Genomic DNA, 17,037 nt, shown 5'->3' with positions numbered 1-17,037 from the left:
GCTGTCGAGGAGACCGGAAGGTTTAGGCGGCCGCGCGCTGGGCGGCGACGACTTCGTCGAAGCGATCGAGAACCGTCTCGGCCACCAGGCGGTGCGGCCCGAGCGGTTCGGCCATCGGAATCCCTTGCGCGCGAGCATAGTCGGCGACACGATCGGTGATCCGGCCGTGGGCGAGGAACCAGGGCGCAATGACCAGCCGGGAGGCTCCGCGGTCGCGAAGCAGTTGTGCCGCCTCGGCAAGAGTCGGGTGTGGACCGGTGGCGAATGCGGTCGTGGCCGTCCAATTTGTGTGAGCCACCAGATAGTCGGCGACCGATGCGGTACGCGCATTGGCCTGCTGGCGTGACGAGCCAACGGCAGTGACGAGCACACCGACGCCGTGATCGAGTCGGGACACGCCGGCATGCGCCAGACGCTGGTGAAGGACCGCTACGAGCCGGTCGTCCTCACCGAGCACGTCGGCCTGCCGCGCGCCGGATCCCGACTGGTCGATCATCGCGGGGATGTCGACGCGGGCGTGGTACGCGTCGGCCAGCAATAGAGGCACGACCACGGCGCCACCGCGGGTCGCGGCAAGCACATCACCAAGATTCGGCGAGTTTTGTTCGCAGAAGGCCACGCGCACGTCGACGTCGCTGCGCACCCGCCGGATCGTGCGTGCCAGCTCGTGAGCCGATGCCGCCGAACGCGGATCGGCGCTGCCGTGTGCCGTCAGGACGAGGGTCACGAAGCGTGCAGCCCGCATTCAGTCTTGGTCGAGCCCGCCCAGCGGCCGCTGCGCGGATCGGCGCCCTCTACGGGCTTCGACGTGCACGGTGCGCATCCGATGGACGGATAGCCTTCGAAAACAAGGGGATTGACCAGGATGTCGTTGGCGTCGATGTAGGCCTGCAGGTCCTCATCCGTCCAGGCCGCGATGGGGTTGATCTTCACCAGGTTGAACGCCTTGTCCCAGCTGATCAACGGCGCGTTGGCCCGCGTAGGCGCCTCGACCCGACGAATCCCCGTGACCCAGGCTGAATATCCCGCCAAAGCCCTGCCCAACGGCTCGACCTTGCGCATCCGGCAGCACTCGTTGGGCTCGCGGGCGAACAGGTCCTTGCCGAACAACTGGTCCTGCTTGGCGACGCTGTTCTCCGCCGTCACGTTCACGATGTTGACGTCGTAGACGGCCTCGACGGCGTCGCGGGTGCCGATCGTCTCCACGAAGTGGTAGCCGGTGTCCAGGAACAACACGTCGACGCCGGGTCGCACCTTCGCGGCCATCGCGACAAGGGCCGCGTCCTGCATGTTCGACGCCACGACGTATCCCGATGTCGCAGGTGATCCGGCTCCGGCCTCGCCGCCGAAGTGCTCGTCGGTCCAGCGCAGCAGGTCGTCCGCGCTGGCGCCCTCGAGTTCGGCAGCGCCACGTTCGGCCAGCTGTTGCAGGTCTGTCTCGGTCATCGCCGTCACCTCAGGTCCGCCTCGTCTGCTCGTACCGCCCAGGTAGCGAAACGCTCGCCCTGCTCGCGTTGTTTCACGAAATTGCGAACAACCCGGTCGATGTAGTCGCCGAGTTCGCTCGACAGCACCTTGTGCTGGCGCAGCTTGCGGCCGAAACCGCTGTCCAGACCCAGGCTGCCGCCGAGATGCACCTGGAATCCCTCGACCGGCCCGTCGCCGTCGTCGACCATCTGACCCTTGAATCCGATGTCGGCGACCTGGATGCGCGCGCACGAGTTGGGGCAGCCGTTGATGTTGACCGTGATCGGCACGTCGAGCTGGGCGTTGATGTCCTCGAGCCGCTTCTCCAGCTCGGGCACCAGCACCTGCGCGCGCTTGCGGGTCTCGGCGAACGACAACTTGCAGAACTCGATCCCCGTGCAGGCCATCAAGTTCTTCCGCCAGTGCGACGGCTTCGACGGCAGGCCCAGCGCATCGAGCCCGGCGACCAGCTCGTCGAGCTTGTCGTCTGGCACGTCCAACACGACCAGCTTCTGATACGGCGTGAAGCGGATCCGATCGGAACCGACCGCCTCGGCCAGGTCGGCGACCTTCGACAGGATCGTGCCCGACACCCGGCCCGCGATCGGTGCGACGCCGACGGCGTTGAGCCCGTTCTTCAGCTTCTGTACGCCGACGTGGTCGATCGTGTGCACGACGGGATCCGGTGCGGGCCCGTCGATGAGCTTGCGGCCCAGGTACTCCTGTTCGAGGACTTCCCTGAATTTTTCCACGCCCCAGTCCTTGATCAGGAACTTCAACCGGGCCTTGGCGCGAAGCCTGCGGTAGCCGTAATCGCGGAACACCGAAACCACGGCCTCCCACACGTCGGGCACCTCATCCAGCGGCACCCACGCGCCGACGCGCTGACCCAGCATCGGGTTGGTGGACAGGCCACCGCCCACCCACAGGTCCAGGCCTGGGCCGTGCTCGGGGTGATTGACCCCGACGAAGGCGACATCGTTGACCTCGTGGCAGACGTCCTGCAGACCCGAGATCGCCGTCTTGAACTTGCGCGGCAGGTTCGAGTACTCGGGTTTGCCGATGTAGCGGCGGACGATCTCGTCGATCGCGGGCGTGGCGTCGAGCACCTCGTCGACAGAGTCCCCGGCGAGCGGCGAGCCAAGCACCACACGAGGGCAGTCGCCGCAGGCCTCGGTGGTCTGCAGGCCGACCTCGGCGAGCCGCTTCCAGATCTCGGGCATGTCCTCGATCTGGATCCAGTGGTACTGGACGTTCTCCCGGTCGGAGATGTCGGCGGTGTCGCGCGCGAACTCGGTGGAGATCTGCCCCAGCGTCCGCAGGGCGGCCGTCGACAGTGCACCGCCGTCGCAGCGGACGCGGAGCATGAAGAACTTGGCTTCGAGCATGTCGGTGTTCTCGTCGCCGGTCCAGGTGCCGTCGTAGCCCTGCTCACGCTGCGTGTACAGACCCCACCAGCGCATCCGGCCACGCAGATCCTGCTTGTCGATGGAATCGAAGCCGCGGTGGGCGTAGATGTTCTCGATCCTGGCGCGGACGTTGAGCGGGTTGTCGTCCTTCTTGACCTGTTCGTTGGCGTTCAGCGGCTCGCGGTAACCGAGCTTCCACTGGCCTTCGCCTCTGCGCTTGGCAGGCTTTGGCTTTGCGGTGGTCATCGAATTGGCTCCTTCGGAGCCGGCCTTCGGGCGCGCTGTTCACCGGGGGGCTGTCCGGCGGCGCAGATCCGGCGGCCAGCTGAAAGTACGGGGTGGGCTGGGTCCTAGATCAGACGCGTCAAGGCAGACAACAACAGGTACAAACGCGCTTGAAGTCGACATGCCGCCGTGCCACCAGCGAGACGCGGTGGGTGAAGATGCGGGCGGCCATCACGTGCCCAATTGTGCCACGGCCACCGACATACGCCCTAACCGGGACAGATTTGGGCTCAGCCTGAGTAAAAGGCCCTCTGGGAGACTGGCCGCATGACAGTCCGAACGCAGCCTGCAGACCTGCCCGGCCTCGCGCCGGTGCCGGGCAGGCCGTTCGGTCTCTATATCCACGTGCCGTTCTGCGCCACCCGCTGCGGATACTGCGACTTCAACACCTATACGCCCGCCGAGCTGGGCGGAGCGAACCCCGACGGCTGGCTGGCCGCCCTGCGCACCGAGCTGGCCATGGCCGCGGCCCGGACGGCGCCGGGGCCGGATGTCGCCGCCGGAGCGGCTCCGGGGCCGGATGTCGCCGCCGGAGCGGCTCCGGGGCCGGATGTCGCCGCCGGAGCGGCTCCGGGGCCGGATGTCGCCGCCGGAGCGGCTCCGGAAGTCCGGACGGTGTTCGTCGGCGGGGGAACGCCGTCTCTGCTCGGCGCGGCGGGCCTGACCGGGGTGCTCGACGCGGTTCGCGAGCAGTTCGTCCTTGCGCCTGGCGCCGAGGTGACCACCGAGGCCAACCCGGAGTCGACGTCGCCGCAGCTGTTCGCCGCGCTGCGTGCCGCCGGCTACACGCGCTTATCGCTGGGCATGCAGTCGGTCGCTCCGCACGTACTGGCCACTCTTGACCGGGTTCATTCGCCTGGGCGGGCGCCCGCCGCGGCGCGCGAAGCCCTCGCCGCCGGGTTCGAACACGTCAACATCGACCTCATCTATGGCACGCCGGGGGAGTCCGACGACGATCTGTTGCGTTCCGTCGACACCGCGATCGAGGGAGGCGTTGATCACATCTCGGCTTACGCGCTCACCATCGAAGAGGGCACGGCGATGGGCCGTCGAGTGCGCCGCGGCGAGATGTCGCCGACCGACGACGATGTGCTTGCCCACCGCTACGAGCTTGTCGACGAACGGCTCCGCGCGGCCGGCTTCGACTGGTATGAGGTGTCCAACTGGAGCAGGCCCGGCGGCGAGTGCTTGCACAACATGGGTTACTGGGACGGCGGCGAGTGGTGGGGCGCCGGGCCGGGAGCGCACGGCTACGTCGGCTCGATGCGATGGTGGAATATCAAGCACCCCAACGCATATGCGCAAGCCCTGGAGGAACACCGGCTGCCGGTCGCCGATTTCGAAGAGCTCGACGCGCGCGCGATGCACACCGAGGACGTGATGCTGCGACTGCGGCTGCGACGCGGCCTGGCTGCCGACACTCTCAGCGATCGAGAGGGTGACCGCGCGCGGATCGCCATCGGCGACGGGTTGCTGGACGATGTTGGCGGTCGGCTGGTGCTCACCGATCGCGGCCGGCTTCTGGCCGACGCCGTCGTGCGCACCGTGCTCGACTGATTCACGCGTCGTTGAACGATTTCCGCGTTCTGTCTCGTATTCACCAGGAAGTTCACAGCAGATGCAAAGGGTGCGCGCGGAGCATCAGTGCCATGACCGACCCCGATCGGGCCGAACTCCTGCGGACGATCCATGACGCACACAGCCAGGCGCTGTTGCGGTACGTCTTGCGGCTCACCCGAGGAGACATGCCATTCGCCGAAGATGTGGTGCAGGAATCGCTACTGCGACTCTGGCGTAAGCCCGAACTGCTCGAGCAGTGCACCGACGGAGTCAGGGCCTGGCTGTTCACGGTGGCCCGCAACCAGGTGATCGACGATCGCCGAAGCGCAAGGTACACGCGTGAATTGAAGATGGACGCGGTTCCGGAACGATCGTCGCCGGATGAGATCGGGCCTGCGTTCGACAAATGGATCCTGTCCGACGCGTTGATGTCACTTTCCGCCGACCATCGCGTCGCGGTCGTTCGTGCCTATTACCTCGGCCAGACCGTCGCCGATATCGCTGCAGACGAGCGGATCCCGGAAGGCACGGTGAAATCCCGGCTGCACTACGCGTTGCGAGCGCTGCGAATTGCGTTGCAGGAAAGGGGTGTCGTCCGATGATCGACGACATCGCCCAATGGGACGCCGCATACGTTCTCGGTGCGCTCAGCCGGCAGGACCGCCGTGACTTCGAGGTGTACCTCGCGGTAAACCCCGAACGCGCCGCTGCGCTCACCGAACTGGCCGGGCTGCCTGGCGTCCTCAACCGGCTGAGCCGCGACGAGGCGATCGCGCTGACCGAGCAACCCGCCGATGCAGCCGTGGACCCGAGATCGCGGGATCTGATGCCGTCGCTGGCATCGGTGGCCGCCAAGCGGCATCGGCGATCACGGCGCAGCATGCTCGCTGCCGGGGTCGCAGCCGCAGCCGTTGTCGCGATCGGGGCCGGTGTGATCGGCGCCGACGCGTTCTCCGGGCCTGGCCCGCAGGCAGCGGGACCCGCGTATGCGGCCATGCAGCCAATGAAGATCGGTCTCAACGCCGCGCTCGCCGTCACCGAGAAGAAGTGGGGCACTCGGCTGGACTGGACGTGCGAATACGTCGAAGACTGGGCGAGGTCGGCCCCCGCCTACGACATCGTTGTGACCACCATCGAAGGTGTCGAGTCGACGGTCGGCACATGGCGACCGGCGGGGGATCGCGGGGGCGAGCTGGCGGCCTCGACGGCGATCCCGACCGCCGAGATCCATACCGTCGACATCAGAGTGAGCGGGACACACGAGCCATTGGCCGTGACGACCGTGCGGTAGAAGTACCGTCGGCTGATGGCATTCGACCCAGCCGCCGTCGCCCGCGCATTCTCCGAGCATCGATTCGACGAGGCGCTCGGGCATCTCGCCAAGGATGTGCGCTGGACGATCGTCGGATACATGGTGCTCGAGGGGGCGGACGCCGTCAGGCAGACCTGCCGCGAGACTGTGGGCAGCCTCGAGGACACCACGACCACCTACGACCGCTGTGTCGTGGCGGCCGGTTCCGATGTCGTCGCCGTCGACACCGTCTCGCGCTACAGCGGCCCGTCCGGTGTCACGGCGGTGGCCAGTTGTGACATCTACGAATTCGCCGGCGAACAGATCACCGAGATCACGTCGTACGCGGTCGAGGTCGATCCGGAATCCGCGGGCTCACAGCCGCCCCCGCGGGGTGGCGGGTAGGGATTTCGGCGTGAGTAGTTGCGCTGCGCGCAATGCGCTGCGCGCAACCAACCACGCCGAAATCGCAACTAGCGCTGGCCTAACGGCGGTTCTGGTGGACTGCGGCCATGAACGCATTGAAGAACATGACCGCATTGAAGAAACTGGCATTGATGGGAATCGCCCTCTGCGGGGTGGCCGCGGCGGTATCGCTGCCCCCGGTGGCGTCGGCTGAACCCGGCGATGGTCCGTTGATCGAGACGAGCTGCTCCTACGAGCAGTTGATGGCGGCATTGCAGGTGCAGGCGCCGCAGGCTTCGGCTCGGTTGGCCGACCATCCAGAGGCCCAGGCCAAACTGCGGGAACTGATCGCTCTGCCCGTCGATCAGCGTCGGCAGCGGGTGCAAGGTTATCTGGACCGAAACCCTGATATCCGAGCCAAGATCGAGGAAAAGCGGAACACGCCAGAAGGACAGCAGAAGGTGCAGATGCTGGCGCGGGTCGCCGACACCTGCCATGACTACTGACACGCAGGCAGGGTGACTGAAACCAGCAGTCCGCCATCGGGTCGGGCCGACGCGCGCACCGCACCGCGGTGCGCCGTCGCGACCGACCGGACGATCGACAGTCCAAGGCCGGCCCCGCGGTCCGGTGCCAGGCTGGTGGCGTCGGCGGTGCGCTCGGAGTTCAGTCGACGGAATGGTTCGAACAGTCCGTCGACCTCGAATGGCGCCACCACGGGTCCGGTGTTCTCAACGGTCAGCCGAGCACTCTGCTGATCGCCGCCGACGGTGACCAGCACCCAGCCGCGATTGGTGCGGTTGTATCGCACGGCGTTGTCGACGAGGTTCTGGGCTATCCGTTCCAGCAGCGCGGGATCGCCTGCGACGAACGCCGGCGCGAGCGCCGAGCGCAAATCGATGTCCGCTCGGTCGGCTGCAGGCGCAGCCGTTGAAATCGCCCGCCGGGCGATGGCGGCCAGGTCGACCCGAGTACTGCGGTCAATCGGCTGTTCGTTGCTTGCCAATATCAGCAAGCCGTCGATCAGCCGCTCGTTGCGGTGGTTGACCTCCAACAACGTTGCGCCGAGCCGCCGGGTCGGAGCGGGCACCTCAGGATCGGCCAGTGCGACCTCGATCAGGGTCCGATTGATCGCCAGCGGTGTGCGCAGCTCATGCGATGCATTGGCCACGAATCGACGTTGTCCGTCAAATGCCCGGTCGAGGCGCTCGAGCATCGCATCGAATGTGTCCGCGAGCTCCTTGATCTCGTCGTCGGGTCCGTCCAGTGCGATGCGTTCGTGCAGATTGCGGTCGGCGACGCGCCGCGCGGTCGCGGTGACATTCTGCAGCGGCGCGAGTGCTCGGCCCGCAAGCAGCCAGCCGAAGCCACCGGCGGCGACACCGACCACGCCAAGGGATGCCAACGACCAAATCAGCATGCCTCGCAACGTTTCTCGGCGTTCTTGTTCGGCCTGCTTTGAGATCGCCCCGAACAGGCTGTCGATGACCGGGCGGTTGCGGACGCCGCGCTCGTCGAGAAACTCTCTGACGATGCCCTGTGCCGCGGGCCGGTTGGGTAACGATCGCGCGAGATAGCCGAGATTCAGACCGATCAGAATCGCTCCCGCGATGAAGAACGCGCCTGCATACAGCGCTGTGAGGCGTAGCCGGATGGTGGACCGTCGCCGGTTCATCGGAGCCGGTATCCCACGCCGGGCTCGGTGTCGATCAGCGGCGGGTCACCCAGTTTCCGGCGCAGCATCATCATGGTGTACCGGACCACACCGGTGAACGGGTCGATGTGTTCGTCCCAGGCCTTTTCGAGCAGGTACTCTGCCGACACGACGCCGCCGTCCGCGCGCAACAGTTCGTTAAGGACCGCGAACTCCTTGCGGGACAACGAGACCGGCGTGCCCTCACGGGTCACCGTACGCCGGTGCGGGTCGAGCTGGATGCCGTTTCGTTCCAGTATCGGCGGTGCCGCAGGCCGTGCTCTGCGGGCCAGCGCCTGAATCCTTGCGACCAGTTCGTCGAAGGCAAACGGCTTGATGAGGTAGTCGTCGGCACCCAAGCCAAGGCCGGCCACCCGGTCTACCACCGTGGTGGCCGCCGTCAGCATCAGGATGCGGGCCATCCCATCGGATTCGGTGAGCGTCCTACACACATCGTCACCGGATACCTGGGGCAAGTCGCGGTCCAGCACCACCACGTCGTAGTCGTTGACGGTGCCGCGTTCGAGTGCGGCCGCTCCGTCGTAGACGACGTCGACGGCCATCGCGTGGCGACGCAATCCATCCGCAATCGCGTCGGCAAGCAGCGTTTCGTCTTCGACAACAAGAACTCGCATTCCTTCATCGTCCCGTCCCGGGGCGGCACGTGCCGCGCCATCTCGAGCAGTGGCGCGGCACGTCCGGCCCAGGAGTCAGATAAGCCCCGGCCCGGGAAGGCCCCAGCCCAGCCCGGGAAGCACCCCAAGTCCCGAAGCCGGCCCGCCGACACCGCCAACGCCGACGCCGGGAAGGCCCCACCCGAGCCCGGGGAGAACACCGAGGCCAGACGCCGGACCACCGACGCCGCCGAGGCCCGGGCCGGGCAGAATTCCCGGTCCGGGTGCGCCCCACCCGATCCCCGGATCGGCGCTTGCGACGCCGGATGTGGCAACGACTGGCAGTAAGGCCAGTGCTGCGATGGCCAACGTCACACTCATTGCCGTGCGGATTGCGACACGTTTACTCGTCATACCTTGTCCTTCCATCTGGATTGGCAAGGAAGATGTTGCCCGCGGGCCTGTTTGAGCGGCGTGAGGAACGAAACGCGGCGGCGTTGCAACGCGGCTTTGAGCGCTAAACCTGGTGTGGGACCGGCGTATCCATATCGAATACCCGGGCGTGCAGCACTGTCCGATTGCGCAGCGCGGCCCGGACTGCGCGGTGCAGCCCATCCTCGAGGTAGATCACCCCTCGCCACCGCACAGCATGCGGAAACAGGTCCCCGTAAAACGTCGAGTCCTCCGACAGCAGGCGGTCCAGCTGCAACACAGTCGTCGTCGTCACCAGCTCGTCGAGGCGGATCTGGCGAGGCGGAATCTGGGACCACTGCCGGTGCGTCAGCCCGTGGTTGGGATACGGCTTGCCATCGAGTACGCCCTTGAAGATCACCGGCCCGAAACCTCTCGACTCGTTCCGCGTGTCGACGGCTTCACCATGATCAGAGGCTAGTCCCAACCGGCCGATCCGCCACGCGAACATCATCGAGGTGGCGGCGAGGAGGCATAGCCCCTGTTGGTCACCGTAAAATGGATTCGATCGGGAGGTGAACACCATGGGTAGTGCCGAGGACCGGCGGTTCGAAGTGTTGCGTGCCATCGTTGCCGACTTCGTATCGACGAAGGAACCGATCGGCTCGAAGAGCCTCGTCGAGCGGCACAACCTGGGCGTGTCCAGCGCGACCGTGCGCAACGATATGGCCGTTTTGGAAGCTGAGGGCTACATCGCGCAGCCGCACACGAGCTCGGGCCGGGTGCCGACCGAGAAGGGCTACCGCGAGTTCGTCGACCGGCTCGAGGACATCAAGCCGCTGTCGACGTCGGAGCGCTCGGCCATCCTGAAGTTCCTCGAGTCCGGTGTGGACTTAGACGATGTGTTGCGCCGCGCGGTGCGGCTGCTGGCACAGCTGACCCGCCAGGTCGCGATCGTCCAGTACCCGACGCTGTCCACCTCGACGGTCCGCCATCTCGAGGTCGTGGCGCTGACGCCTGCGCGGCTGCTGCTTGTGGTGATCACCGACTCCGGCCGCGTCGACCAGCGCATGGTCGAACTCGGTGACACCATCGACGACCATCAGGTCAGTCAGCTTCGCGAGATGCTTGGCCAGGCGCTGGAGGGCAAGCGACTGTCCGCTGCGTCGGTTGCGGTGTCGGATCTGGCCGTCCACATGGACGGCAGAGGCGGTCTCGGTGACGCGATCGGCCGGTCGGCAACGGTGCTGCTGGAGTCGCTCGTCGAACACACCGAAGAGAGGCTGTTACTGGGCGGCACCGCCAACCTGACCCGTAACACCGCCGACTTCGGCGGGTCCCTGCGCTCGGTCCTCGAGGCGCTCGAGGAGCAGGTCGTGGTGCTGAGGCTGCTGGCCGCACAGCAGGAGGCGGGCAAGGTCACCGTGCGCATCGGACACGAGACGGAAGCCGAGGAGATGCTGGGCACTTCGGTGGTCACCACGGCCTACGGCAGTATGGGAACTGTCTACGGCGGTATGGGTGTGCTGGGACCGACTCGGATGGACTATCCGGGAACTATCGCCAACGTTGCCGCGGTTGCGCTCTACATCGGCGAAGTTCTAGGCAATCGGTAAACCGCGTCAGCGGTAAGGAAGGTCAGGGAGTGGCACGCGACTATTACGCCCTGCTCGGGGTGAGCAAGGGCGCAAGTGATTCGGAGATCAAGCGCGCCTACCGCAAGCTGGCCCGTGAACTGCATCCCGACGTCAACCCAGACCAGCAGGCCCAGGCGCGGTTCCAGGAGATCAGCGTCGCCTACGAGGTGCTCAGCGACCCCGAGAAGCGACGCATCGTCGACCTCGGGGGCGATCCGCTCGAGTCGGCGGGTGCACCAGGTAACGGGTTCGGCGGCTTCGGCGGGCTCGGCGACGTATTCGAGGCCTTCTTCGGCGGCGGTTCCACGTCCCGCGGCCCGGTCGGCAGGGTCCGGCCCGGCGCCGACTCGCTGCTGCGGATGCGGCTGGACCTCGAAGAATGCGCGACCGGGGTCACCAAACAGGTCACCGTCGACACCGCGGTCTTGTGCGACCTGTGTCAGGGCAGGGGCACACACGGCAAGTCCACACCGACCACCTGCGACACGTGCGGCGGGCGTGGCGAGATCCAGACGGTCCAGCGCTCGCTGCTGGGCCAGGTCATGACGTCGCGGCCGTGTCCGGTCTGCGGCGGCGTGGGCGAGGTCATTCTGGACCCGTGTAACCGCTGCGGCGGCGACGGCCGGGTGCGCGCCCGGCGCGAGATCAGCGTCAAGATCCCGGCAGGCGTCGGGGACGGTATGCGCGTCAGGCTGGCCGCGCAGGGCGAGGTAGGCCCTGGCGGCGGCCCCGCGGGCGATCTGTACGTCGAGGTTCACGAACAGCAGCACGACACGTTCGTCCGCGACGGCGACGACCTGCACTGCACCATCTCGGTGCCGATGGTGGACGCCGCACTGGGCACCTCAGTGGCGGTCGACGCGATCCTGGACGGCCCCATCGAGGTCACCATCGCGGCGGGCACCCAGCCCGGCTCGGTGACCACGCTGCGTGGCCGCGGCATGCCGCATCTGAGGTCGGGGGTGCGTGGAGACCTGCACGCCCACATCGACGTGGTGGTTCCCTCGCGGCTCGATCACGACGACATCGAGCTGCTGCGCAAGCTGAAAGAGCACCGCACCCGGGACACGGCCGAGGTGAGGTCCACCCAGTCGGGCAGCACAGGCGGCGGGCTGTTCAACAGGCTGCGCGAGACGTTCACCGGCCGCTAACGGCCATGAGTGCAGTGTCTGATTCTCTTCGCGCACGCGCTCACCGGGCCCTCTTCTACGTCGACCACCTGCCCGAAGTCGGTGACCTGGCCGTCGTCGACGGTGACGAGGGTTTCCACGCGGCCAGCGTGCGGCGGATCAGGGCCGGTGAAGAGCTCGACCTCGGTGACGGCGCAGGCTCGGTGGCGCATTGCGTGATCGAGGAGGTGGGCAAGGCGCGGCTGACGGCTCGTGTCCTGAACCGCTGGACGGTCGTGCCTGCGACGCCGTCGGTCACCGTCGTGCAGGCAATCCCCAAGTCCGACCGATCCGAACTGGCCATCGAGTTGGCCACAGAGGCCGGCGCCGACGCGTTCGTGGCCTGGCAGGCGGCTCGATGTGTGGCGCGCTGGGACGGCGGACGGGCCGACAAGGGCCTGCGGCGGTGGCGTGCGGTGGCCCGCGCGGCCGCCCGCCAGTCGCGCAGGCCGCACATCCCATCGGTCACGGGCGTGGCGAGCACTGACGCGTTGCTGGCCGACGTGCGCGAGGCGGTCTCCCGGGGAGCGACGGTCCTGGCGCTGCACGAGTCTGCTATCGAGCCAATGACGAAACTGTCGTTCGCACAAGTAGATTCGCTGATGTTGGTGATCGGACCGGAGGGCGGCATCGCCGACGACGAGATCGCCGCGTTGTCTGCGGCCGGGGCGAACGCGGTGCGGCTGGGGCCGACGGTGCTGAGGACGTCGACAGCCGCGGCGGTCGCGTTGGGCGCGCTCGGGGCGTTGACGCCGCGCTGGGCCTGACTCGCGTCCCGCTCCGGACGACGTCGTCGCAGGTTAAACATTGGGACGCGTCGGTGCCCGGCGGTAAACTGGGTATTCGGCAGCAACGAAACAGGCAAGAACCCAGAAAGCAGGCAGAAAACCCCACGTGACGCCCAGCGAGACGAACGCTGACGCGGATACGCCCGTCCGCAGCAGCATCAATGTTCCGCCCGACCTCATCGTGGGCCTTCTTGGCTCCGCCGACGAGAATCTGCGCGCACTCGAGCGCGTCCTGGCGGCCGATATCCATGCCCGCGGCAACGCGCTCACCCTGACCGGTGAACCTGCCGATGTCGCACTCGCCGAGCGAGTGATCTCCGAACTGATCGCGATCGCGGCCGGCGGCCAGCCGCTCACCCCAGAGGTGGTGCGGCACAGCGTCGCGATGCTGACCGGCACCGAGGGGGAGTCGCCCGCCGAGGTGCTGACGCTCGACATCCTGTCGAGGCGCGGAAAGACGATCCGGCCGAAGACGCTAAACCAGAAGCGATATGTCGACGCGATCGACGCGCACACCATCGTGTTCGGCATCGGACCGGCCGGCACCGGCAAGACGTATCTGGCGATGGCAAAGGCCGTGCGCGCACTGCAGACCAAGCAGGTGTCTCGCATCATCCTCACCCGGCCGGCGGTGGAAGCCGGTGAGCGCCTTGGCTTTCTGCCCGGCACACTATCGGAGAAGATCGACCCCTATCTACGACCGCTCTACGACGCCCTGCACGACATGATGGATCCGGAGCTGATCCCGAAGCTGATGAGCGCCGGGGTGATTGAGGTAGCGCCGCTGGCATACATGCGGGGCAGAACGATCTCAGATGCGTTCATCATTCTCGACGAGGCGCAGAACACCACCGGCGAGCAGATGAAGATGTTCCTCACCCGGCTGGGGTTCGGCGCGAAAATGGTTGTCACCGGCGATATCACGCAGGTCGACCTGCCCGGCAGTACGAACTCCGGGCTGCGGGCGGCGGTGAACATTCTCGACGGTGTCGAGGACATCCACGTTGCCGAGCTCACCAGCGCCGACGTCGTGCGGCATCGGCTCGTGTCCGAGATCGTCGACGCCTACGCCAGAAACGAAGAGCCCGGGCTGACCAACCGCGCGCAACGCCGCGCCACGGGCAACCGGCCGCGGCGATAGGCGGACCGCGGAGTCATGAGTATTGAGGTTTCCAACGAATCGGGCCTCGACGTCTCCGAAGAGGAACTCGTCAGCGTCGCCCGCTTCGTCATCAAGAAGATGAAAGTGCATCCCGCAGCGGAGCTCTCGATGGTGTTGCTCGACAGCGCCGCGATGGCCGATCTGCACATGCGGTGGATGGATCTTCCGGGGCCGACGGACGTGATGAGCTTTCCGATGGACGAACTCGAGCCCGGTGGCCGGCCAGACGCACCAGAGCCGGGGCCGTCGATGCTCGGTGACATCGTGTTGTGTCCGCAGTTCGCGGCCGACCAGGCCACCAAGGCCGGGCACACGCTCGGGCAGGAGTTGGCGCTGCTGACCGTGCACGGGGTTCTGCATCTACTCGGCTACGACCACGCCGAACCAGACGAAGAGAAGGAGATGTTCACGCTGCAACGCCAACTGCTCGAGGAGTGGGTGGCCGCCCAGGTCGAGGCGTATCACCAGGACCGGCAGACCGAGAAGGATCGGCGACTGCTGGACAAGTCTCGTTACTTCGACGAGTCGTGACCGGCATAGGTTCGCTGGTCGGCGCGATCGCGCTGATCGGTCTCGGCGGTCTGTTCGCAGCGATCGACGCCGCAATCAGCACGGTGTCGATCGCCCGCGTCGAAGAAATGGTTCGTGACGAGCGGCCAGGGGCGGTCCGGCTTGCCCGCGTCATCAACGAACGGCCGCGCTACATCAATCTCGTTGTGCTGCTGCGTATCGCGTGCGAGATCACCGCGACGGCGCTGCTGGTGGACTACCTTTACGAGCACCTCGGCCTGGATTGGGGCCTGATCGCGGCGGCCGCGATCATGGTCGTCAGCAGCTTCGTGTTGATCGGGGTGGGACCGCGAACCCTCGGCAGGCAGAACGCCTACTCGATCGCGCTCGGCGCGGCTGTTCCCCTGCAAGCGATTTCGGTTCTGCTGACGCCCATCAGCCGCCTCCTCGTCCTCATCGGTAACGCCCTGACACCGGGTCGGGGCTTTCGCAACGGGCCGTTCGCGTCCGAAATCGAGCTGCGCGAGGTCGTCGACCTTGCCCAACAGAGTGGCGTGGTGGCCGACGACGAGCGGCGGATGATCCAGTCGGTGTTCGAGCTCGGCGACACACCCGCGCGTGAAGTGATGGTGCCCCGCACCGAGATGGTCTGGATCGAAAGCGACAAGACGGCGGGCCAGGCGACCTCTCTTGCGGTACGCAGCGGGCATTCCCGTATCCCGGTGATCGGGGAGAACGTCGACGACGTCGTCGGCGTGGTGTATCTGAAGGATCTCGTCGAGCGCACCTATTACTCGAACAATGGCGGACGCGACACCAACGTGTCGGCGGTCATGCGCCCGCCGGTCTTCGTGCCCGACTCCAAGCCGCTGGACGCGCTGCTGCGCGAAATGCAGCGCGACCGCAACCACATGGCGCTGCTCGTCGACGAGTACGGCGCGATCGCCGGACTGGTCACCATCGAGGACGTGCTCGAGGAGATCGTCGGTGAAATCGCCGACGAGTACGACACCGATGAGGTCGCGCCGGTTGAGGAACTGGGGGACAAGCGCTTTCGCGTGTCTGCCCGGCTGCCCATCGAGGACCTCAGCGAGCTGTACGACATCGAGTTCGACGAGGACCTCGACGTCGACACCGTCGGCGGCCTGCTGGCGCTGGAACTCGGTCGGGTGCCGCTTCCCGGTGCCGAAGTGACGTGGGACGGGCTGCAGTTGCGTGCCGAAGGCGGCCGTGACCATCGCGGCCGGGTGCGGATCGGCACCGTCCTGGTCAGCCCTACCGCACCTGAGCAGGAGGGTGACGATGACTGAGCTCGACGCAGAAGACGCCAAGCTGGTGACGCTCGCCCGCGGTGCGATGGGCCGTGCCGAGGCAGGCAGCGGCGCCGCCGTGCGGGATCAGGACGGCCGCACCTACGCAGGCGCGCCCGTCGCACTGGAGGCATTGGCGCTGACCGCTCTGCAGGCTGCGGTGGCCGCCGCCGTGTCGAGCGGTGCGACGGGTCTCGAGGCGGCTATATTGGTCGGCGGATCCGCCGACGATGCCGGGGTCGCCGCCGTGCGAGAACTGTCGGCGGACGCCGTCGTCATCGTCACCGACCGGGCGGGCACGCCGCTGTGATCGCCGAAACTGCTCACAGATCGCCGATTGGGCGGAAATCGCGATCTCCCCGCAGGCTCGGGGAGCGATGAGCGAGTTCCGTTCCGGCTTTGTCTGTTTCGTCGGCAGACCCAATACCGGCAAATCGACATTGATGAACGCTCTCGTCGGTGCCAAGGTGGCGATCACGTCGAACCGCCCGCAGACAACGCGGCACACCATTCGCGGGATCGTGCACCGCGACGACTTCCAGATCATCCTCGTCGACACCCCAGGGCTGCACCGGCCGAGGACGCTGCTGGGCCAGCGCCTCAACGACCTCGTCCGCGACACCTATTCGGAGGTCGACGTCATCGGCTTGTGTATACCCGCCGATGAGTCGATCGGTCCGGGCGACCGGTGGATCCATGAGCAGATCCGAGCCGTCGCTCCCAGAACCAAGGTGGTCGCGATCGTCACCAAGATCGACAAGGTCCCCAAGGAGCGGCTGGCCGCACAGCTGATGGCGGCAAGCGAGTTGGTCGGGCCGGACGCCGAGATCGTGCCGGTCTCGGCGACGACCGGGGAGCAGGTTGACGTGCTGATCGGCGTGCTCGCTGACCTGCTACCGCCCGGGCCTGCGTTCTATCCCGATGGCGAGTTGACCGACGAGCCCGAGGAAGTGCTGATGGCCGAGCTGATTCGCGAGGCCGCACTGGAAGGCGTGCGCGACGAGCTGCCACACTCGCTGGCCGTGGTGATCGAGGAGGTCAGCCCGCGCGAAGGCCGTGACGACCTGATCGATGTGCATGCCATCCTTTTCGTCGAGCGGGACAGCCAGAAGGGCATTGTCATCGGCAAGGGCGGAGCGAGGTTGCGCGAGGTCGGCACGGCCGCGCGCACACAGATCGAGAAGCTGCTCGGCACCAAGGTGTATCTGGACCTACGCGTCAAGATCGCCAAGAATTGGCAGCGCGACCCCAAACAGCTTGGCCGGCTCGGCTTCTAGTAATTTCGGCGCATTTGGTTGCGGTGGGCGCAACGAACTGCGCCGAACT

21 protein-coding genes are annotated in these 17,037 nt (G+C 66.7%); 13 read left to right on the top strand and 8 right to left on the bottom strand.

Going from position 1 to position 17,037, the window contains the following annotated elements; translation table 11 throughout:
- Window positions 1-22: 22 nt before the first annotated feature.
- The 4 genes from D6M19_RS10555 to D6M19_RS35240 form a co-directional block, all read right to left on the bottom strand.
- The gene (locus tag D6M19_RS10555; protein WP_123025286.1) at window positions 23-727 is read right to left on the bottom strand and encodes a sirohydrochlorin chelatase; all 705 of its coding nucleotides are present in this window, start codon (window positions 725-727) and stop codon (window positions 23-25) included.
- Window positions 724-1,446: a phosphoadenylyl-sulfate reductase gene (locus D6M19_RS10550; RefSeq protein WP_123025285.1), complete on the bottom strand. Its 723-nt coding sequence runs from the start codon at window positions 1,444-1,446 to the stop codon at window positions 724-726. Before D6M19_RS10550 ends, D6M19_RS10555 begins: the two co-directional genes overlap by 4 nt.
- 5 nt (window positions 1,447-1,451) lie before the next feature.
- Window positions 1,452-3,122, bottom strand: a complete 1,671-nt coding sequence (locus D6M19_RS10545) for a nitrite/sulfite reductase (protein WP_123025147.1) — start codon at window positions 3,120-3,122, stop codon at window positions 1,452-1,454.
- A 118-nt stretch (window positions 3,123-3,240) separates the two neighbouring features.
- A complete protein-coding gene (locus D6M19_RS35240) occupies window positions 3,241-3,333 on the bottom strand; it encodes an Ms4527A family Cys-rich leader peptide (RefSeq protein ID WP_407665322.1) in 93 nt (30 codons plus the stop codon).
- A 95-nt stretch (window positions 3,334-3,428) separates the two neighbouring features.
- Between D6M19_RS35240 and hemW the strand changes: the two genes are divergently transcribed.
- From hemW to D6M19_RS10515, 5 genes are all read left to right on the top strand, one after another.
- Window positions 3,429-4,718, top strand: coding sequence for a radical SAM family heme chaperone HemW (gene hemW, locus D6M19_RS10535; protein ID WP_123025146.1), 1,290 nt, complete (start codon window positions 3,429-3,431; stop codon window positions 4,716-4,718).
- A gap of 92 nt (window positions 4,719-4,810) precedes the next feature.
- The gene (locus tag D6M19_RS10530; RefSeq protein ID WP_123025145.1) at window positions 4,811-5,323 is read left to right on the top strand and encodes a sigma-70 family RNA polymerase sigma factor; all 513 of its coding nucleotides are present in this window, start codon (window positions 4,811-4,813) and stop codon (window positions 5,321-5,323) included.
- Complete coding sequence (locus D6M19_RS10525) at window positions 5,320-6,012, top strand: hypothetical protein (RefSeq protein WP_123025144.1); 693 nt, start codon at window positions 5,320-5,322, stop codon at window positions 6,010-6,012. Before D6M19_RS10530 ends, D6M19_RS10525 begins: the two co-directional genes overlap by 4 nt.
- Window positions 6,013-6,027: 15 nt before the next feature.
- Entirely contained in the window at window positions 6,028-6,417 is a 390-nt protein-coding gene (locus D6M19_RS10520; RefSeq protein WP_123025143.1) for a nuclear transport factor 2 family protein, read from the top strand.
- A 107-nt stretch (window positions 6,418-6,524) separates the two neighbouring features.
- Window positions 6,525-6,923 (top strand): hemophore-related protein, encoded by a 399-nt coding sequence (locus D6M19_RS10515; RefSeq protein ID WP_123025142.1) that lies wholly within the window; start codon window positions 6,525-6,527, stop codon window positions 6,921-6,923.
- On the opposite strand, the gene D6M19_RS10510 is transcribed toward D6M19_RS10515, so the two are convergent.
- The 4 genes from D6M19_RS10510 to D6M19_RS10495 form a co-directional block, all read right to left on the bottom strand.
- Window positions 6,917-8,092: a sensor histidine kinase gene (locus D6M19_RS10510; protein ID WP_123025141.1), complete on the bottom strand. Its 1,176-nt coding sequence runs from the start codon at window positions 8,090-8,092 to the stop codon at window positions 6,917-6,919. The genes D6M19_RS10515 and D6M19_RS10510 overlap by 7 nt on opposite strands.
- Complete coding sequence (locus tag D6M19_RS10505; protein WP_123025140.1) at window positions 8,089-8,745, bottom strand: response regulator transcription factor; 657 nt, start codon at window positions 8,743-8,745, stop codon at window positions 8,089-8,091. Before D6M19_RS10505 ends, D6M19_RS10510 begins: the two co-directional genes overlap by 4 nt.
- Before the next feature lie 75 nt (window positions 8,746-8,820).
- Window positions 8,821-9,138 (bottom strand): hypothetical protein, encoded by a 318-nt coding sequence (locus tag D6M19_RS10500; protein WP_123025139.1) that lies wholly within the window; start codon window positions 9,136-9,138, stop codon window positions 8,821-8,823.
- A gap of 103 nt (window positions 9,139-9,241) precedes the next feature.
- Window positions 9,242-9,556, bottom strand: a complete 315-nt coding sequence (locus D6M19_RS10495) for a type II toxin-antitoxin system VapB family antitoxin (protein ID WP_123025284.1) — start codon at window positions 9,554-9,556, stop codon at window positions 9,242-9,244.
- Between the two features lie 163 nt (window positions 9,557-9,719).
- On the opposite strand from D6M19_RS10495, the gene hrcA reads away from it, so the two are divergent.
- The 8 genes from hrcA to era all read left to right on the top strand — a co-directional run bounded on the left by hrcA (window position 9,720) and on the right by era (window position 16,988).
- The gene (hrcA, locus tag D6M19_RS10490; RefSeq protein WP_123025138.1) at window positions 9,720-10,751 is read left to right on the top strand and encodes a heat-inducible transcriptional repressor HrcA; all 1,032 of its coding nucleotides are present in this window, start codon (window positions 9,720-9,722) and stop codon (window positions 10,749-10,751) included.
- 29 nt (window positions 10,752-10,780) lie between these two features.
- Window positions 10,781-11,923 (top strand): molecular chaperone DnaJ, encoded by a 1,143-nt coding sequence (gene dnaJ, locus D6M19_RS10485; protein WP_123025137.1) that lies wholly within the window; start codon window positions 10,781-10,783, stop codon window positions 11,921-11,923.
- 14 nt (window positions 11,924-11,937) lie between these two features.
- A complete protein-coding gene (locus D6M19_RS10480) occupies window positions 11,938-12,708 on the top strand; it encodes a 16S rRNA (uracil(1498)-N(3))-methyltransferase (RefSeq protein ID WP_234834805.1) in 771 nt (256 codons plus the stop codon).
- A gap of 127 nt (window positions 12,709-12,835) precedes the next feature.
- Window positions 12,836-13,870: a PhoH family protein gene (locus tag D6M19_RS10475; protein WP_123025135.1), complete on the top strand. Its 1,035-nt coding sequence runs from the start codon at window positions 12,836-12,838 to the stop codon at window positions 13,868-13,870.
- A gap of 15 nt (window positions 13,871-13,885) precedes the next feature.
- The gene (ybeY, locus tag D6M19_RS10470; RefSeq protein ID WP_123025134.1) at window positions 13,886-14,422 is read left to right on the top strand and encodes an rRNA maturation RNase YbeY; all 537 of its coding nucleotides are present in this window, start codon (window positions 13,886-13,888) and stop codon (window positions 14,420-14,422) included.
- Complete coding sequence (locus tag D6M19_RS10465; protein WP_123025133.1) at window positions 14,419-15,711, top strand: hemolysin family protein; 1,293 nt, start codon at window positions 14,419-14,421, stop codon at window positions 15,709-15,711. Before ybeY ends, D6M19_RS10465 begins: the two co-directional genes overlap by 4 nt.
- Window positions 15,704-16,021: a cytidine deaminase-like protein gene (locus D6M19_RS10460; RefSeq protein ID WP_123025283.1), complete on the top strand. Its 318-nt coding sequence runs from the start codon at window positions 15,704-15,706 to the stop codon at window positions 16,019-16,021. Before D6M19_RS10465 ends, D6M19_RS10460 begins: the two co-directional genes overlap by 8 nt.
- 67 nt (window positions 16,022-16,088) lie before the next feature.
- Window positions 16,089-16,988 carry a GTPase Era gene (era, locus tag D6M19_RS10455; RefSeq protein WP_123025132.1) on the top strand — a complete coding sequence of 300 codons (900 nt, stop codon included), beginning with the start codon at window positions 16,089-16,091 and terminating at the stop codon, window positions 16,986-16,988.
- The last annotated feature ends 49 nt before the right edge of the window (window positions 16,989-17,037 follow it).

This window comes from Mycolicibacterium stellerae (genome assembly GCF_003719305.1).
Taxonomy (GTDB): domain Bacteria; phylum Actinomycetota; class Actinomycetes; order Mycobacteriales; family Mycobacteriaceae; genus Mycobacterium; species Mycobacterium stellerae.
This window is presented reverse-complemented; position numbering and strand designations above follow the sequence as displayed.

Bases quoted from the DNA above. Each gene is read 5' to 3' on its own strand.
- hrcA (WP_123025138.1), top strand. From the start codon at position 9,720: ATGGGTAGTGCCGAGGACCGGCGGTTCGAAGTGTTGCGTGCCATCGTT.
- D6M19_RS10530 (WP_123025145.1), top strand. From the start codon at position 4,811: ATGACCGACCCCGATCGGGCCGAACTCCTGCGGACGATCCATGACGCA.
- D6M19_RS10520 (WP_123025143.1), top strand. From the start codon at position 6,028: ATGGCATTCGACCCAGCCGCCGTCGCCCGCGCATTCTCCGAGCATCGA.
- hemW (WP_123025146.1), top strand. From the start codon at position 3,429: ATGACAGTCCGAACGCAGCCTGCAGACCTGCCCGGCCTCGCGCCGGTG.
- D6M19_RS10545 (WP_123025147.1), bottom strand. From the start codon at position 3,122: ATGACCACCGCAAAGCCAAAGCCTGCCAAGCGCAGAGGCGAAGGCCAG.
- ybeY (WP_123025134.1), top strand. From the start codon at position 13,886: ATGAGTATTGAGGTTTCCAACGAATCGGGCCTCGACGTCTCCGAAGAG.
- D6M19_RS10505 (WP_123025140.1), bottom strand. From the start codon at position 8,745: ATGCGAGTTCTTGTTGTCGAAGACGAAACGCTGCTTGCCGACGCGATT.
- D6M19_RS10550 (WP_123025285.1), bottom strand. From the start codon at position 1,446: ATGACCGAGACAGACCTGCAACAGCTGGCCGAACGTGGCGCTGCCGAA.
- D6M19_RS10515 (WP_123025142.1), top strand. From the start codon at position 6,525: ATGAACGCATTGAAGAACATGACCGCATTGAAGAAACTGGCATTGATG.
- D6M19_RS10460 (WP_123025283.1), top strand. From the start codon at position 15,704: ATGACTGAGCTCGACGCAGAAGACGCCAAGCTGGTGACGCTCGCCCGC.
- era (WP_123025132.1), top strand. From the start codon at position 16,089: ATGAGCGAGTTCCGTTCCGGCTTTGTCTGTTTCGTCGGCAGACCCAAT.
- D6M19_RS10510 (WP_123025141.1), bottom strand. From the start codon at position 8,092: ATGAACCGGCGACGGTCCACCATCCGGCTACGCCTCACAGCGCTGTAT.
- D6M19_RS35240 (WP_407665322.1), bottom strand. From the start codon at position 3,333: ATGGCCGCCCGCATCTTCACCCACCGCGTCTCGCTGGTGGCACGGCGG.
- D6M19_RS10500 (WP_123025139.1), bottom strand. From the start codon at position 9,138: ATGACGAGTAAACGTGTCGCAATCCGCACGGCAATGAGTGTGACGTTG.
- D6M19_RS10525 (WP_123025144.1), top strand. From the start codon at position 5,320: ATGATCGACGACATCGCCCAATGGGACGCCGCATACGTTCTCGGTGCG.